The sequence below is a fragment of the Furfurilactobacillus milii genome, from assembly GCF_009863985.1.
GTDB classification, from domain to species: domain Bacteria; phylum Bacillota; class Bacilli; order Lactobacillales; family Lactobacillaceae; genus Furfurilactobacillus; species Furfurilactobacillus milii_A.
In genome coordinates this window covers 1-2985 of the sequence record NZ_WEZT01000039.1, presented here as the reverse complement: position 1 = coordinate 2985, position 2985 = coordinate 1, and the positions used below count along the sequence as shown (strand labels likewise).

Below are 2985 nucleotides of genomic sequence, written 5' to 3'. Positions count from 1 at the left end.
GATCAGCTCCTAAAAGATGGGTTTGTGGTAAACACCATTTTAAAGGAAGCTGATCTTTTTTGTCCGAACAGCGTTCGGATTAATTTTACAATCTACCTAGTTACATATTATATTTTGATATACTAATTAACGGCAATTTATCCTGAAAGGGTTTGTTGTAATGGTATTTCAAAGTATCTCGTTTAATACACCGATAAGCACTTTACTTAACGATACATAAAAATCGTGATACGATTCAGTTGTAGTTTTAAAGGATACTATGGCCACTAAGTTACACGCATAAATTTTTATGGAGGTGTTGTAATATGGCAAATTTCTACGGAAATGATCCTTTTTTCAACAATGATATGGATGATGTTTTCAATCAATTATTTCGGCGCATGGATAATCAAAATTCGGAGCGTGCACGTTATTTAGTTAATGGACAATCGCTGACACCGGATGAGTTTGCTCAATACCGAGCAACTGGTAAGCTACCCCAAAATAATAAAACAATAGAAGTATCTAAAGATGGTAAACAGGCTGTTAAAAAAGGGGGGATTTTAGAAAAGTTAGGGACTAATTTGACGGAACAGGCTCGTGATGGATTACTAGATCCAGTGATTGGACGTGAGAATGAGATTCAAGAAACTGCAGAAATTTTGAGTCGTAGGACGAAAAATAATCCAATCTTAGTTGGTGATGCCGGTGTAGGTAAAACTGCAGTCGTCGAAGGTCTGGCACAAGCAATTGTGGCTGGTAAAGTTCCAGAAACGATTCAAGATAAAGAAATCTATTCGATTGATTTATCGTCTTTGGAAGCAGGAACTCAATATCGCGGTTCTTTTGAAGAGAATATTAAACAGCTGGTAAAGGAAGTTAAAGCAGCTGGTAATATTATTCTATTCTTCGATGAAATTCATCAGATTATCGGCACGGGTGCCACTGGTGGTGAAGACGGTGGCAAGGGATTGGCTGATATCATTAAACCTGCTTTGTCACGTGGCGAGCTGACTGTAATCGGGGCTACGACTCAAGATGAATATCGCAATACTATTTTGAAAAATGCGGCTTTGGCACGGCGATTCAATGATGTTGTGATTAATGAACCGACGGCCGCTGACACTTTACGTATATTACAAGGTGTTAAAAAGCTGTACGAAAAGCATCATCATGTTGTATTACCAGATGATGTTTTGAAGGCGGCTGTGGATTATTCAATCCAATATATACCACAACGCACTTTGCCAGATAAAGCTATCGATTTGATCGACATGACTGCGGCTCATTTAGCGGCTAAAAATTCGCAAACTGATGTTGAGACATTGGATCAACGCGTTAAAAAATTAGAGGCAGCTAAGGAGGCCGCCGTTAAATCGGAGGACTTTACAAAAGCCGCTGATATCAAGAAGTCGATCGAGGAAACCAAGCAAAAAATTAAAAAAACGGATCAAAAAGAAAAAATCACTGCCACGATTGATGATGTGGCACAATCGGTTGAACGCTTAACTGGTATACCAGTTGCTGATATGGGTGCTAATGATATTGAGCACTTGAAAAATCTTGATAAGCGTCTGAAAAGTAAGGTAATCGGTCAAGATGAAGCGGTTGAAATGGTAGCGAAGGCAATTCGGCGTAACCGTGCGGGCTTTTCAGAGGGTGATCAGCCAATTGGAAGTTTTCTGTTTGTGGGCCCAACTGGCGTAGGAAAGACTGAATTAGCTAAGCAATTAGCCTTAGATATGTTTGGAAATAAAAATGCGATTATTCGGCTAGATATGAGTGAATATGCTGATCGTACAGCTGTGTCGAAATTAATTGGTACCTCGGCTGGATACGTAGGCTATGAAGATAATGCTAATACTCTAACTGAACGGGTTCGGCGTAATCCATATTCCATTGTATTATTAGATGAAATTGAAAAGGCTGATCCACAAGTATTACCGTTACTGTTACAAGTGATGGATGATGGGCGCTTAACGGATGGACAAGGCAATGTCATTAATTTCAAAAATACGATTATTATCGCTACTTCTAATGCTGGCTTTGGTAATGAAGCATTAAGTGGTGACAAGCAACGAGACCAGTCATTAATGGATAAGTTAGCACCATTTTTCCGCCCAGAATTTTTGAACCGTTTTAATGGAATCGTGGAGTTTTCACATCTGACTAAGCAAGACTTAAGTCAAATTGTCGATTTGATGTTGGCGGATGTACAAAAAACGTTAGCCAAAAAATCCATCAAACTTGAGGTAACTAAAGCGGCCAAAGATTGGCTGATGGAACAAGGCTATGATGAAGCAATGGGTGCGCGGCCATTACGGCGAGTAATTGAACAACAAATTCGTGATAAGGTAACGGATTTCTACCTTGACCACTTAGATGTCAAAAACTTGAAGGCTGATTTAGTGGATGCTGAGATTGTGATATCGGCAGCTTAGCTTAAATCAGTGTTCATAAATAACTTTATGTAAGAGGAGATTTATTGGGCAGGAGATTGCTTGATAGATATCCTTTTTTCGTTGATTTTCACCATTTGATATTAATCTATTGAGTAAATATGGATATCGTCAAGAATCTTGTGTAAATGAAATACCTCCGTACATATAATATGTAGTTAATTTAAATGAAGGATGATTCCAGGGTGTCCTGAAGTCCGTTGAATCTGCGATGGATTCGCTTCATGGACTTCTCGTTGTAGACGTTAAACTGAGAAACTAGGAAGCGATTCAGTGAATCTTCCGTTGGAAATTGTTCTTTGTGGTTGGGGTTGCGTTTGAGATGCTTGTTAAAGTTCGCAATCAAGTTGGTTGAATACAATGAACCGCTTCTTTTTGGACGGTGTCCCGCTTTAAAGGCAGGTAATTGGCATCTAAGAAGATGGCCACATATTGCGAAGGCAGTCGCCGTTGCTGGAAAGCTTGAACCTGTTCATTGACGGCTTTAGTCATGTTGGAAACCGTGGCTTTGGAGTAGTGAGCACCGTACATTTTCTCAATGAGTTCG

At 39.5% G+C, this 2985-nt stretch carries 1 protein-coding gene and 1 pseudogene; one reads left to right on the top strand and one right to left on the bottom strand.

Annotation, left to right across the window (positions count from 1 at the left end):
- Positions 1 to 305 precede the first annotated feature (305 nt).
- Entirely contained in the window at positions 306 to 2420 is a 2115-nt protein-coding gene (gene clpL / locus GB992_RS10920) for an ATP-dependent protease ClpL (RefSeq protein ID WP_161002464.1), read from the top strand.
- A gap of 181 nt (positions 2421 to 2601) precedes the next feature.
- Here clpL and GB992_RS10915 read toward each other — a convergent pair.
- Positions 2602 to 2985: pseudogene (locus GB992_RS10915) on the bottom strand (transposase); the annotation flags it as partial.

Coding starts and splice junctions, on each gene's coding strand:
- clpL (WP_161002464.1), top strand. CDS start 306: ATGGCAAATTTCTACGGAAATGATCCTTTTTTCAACAATGATATGGAT.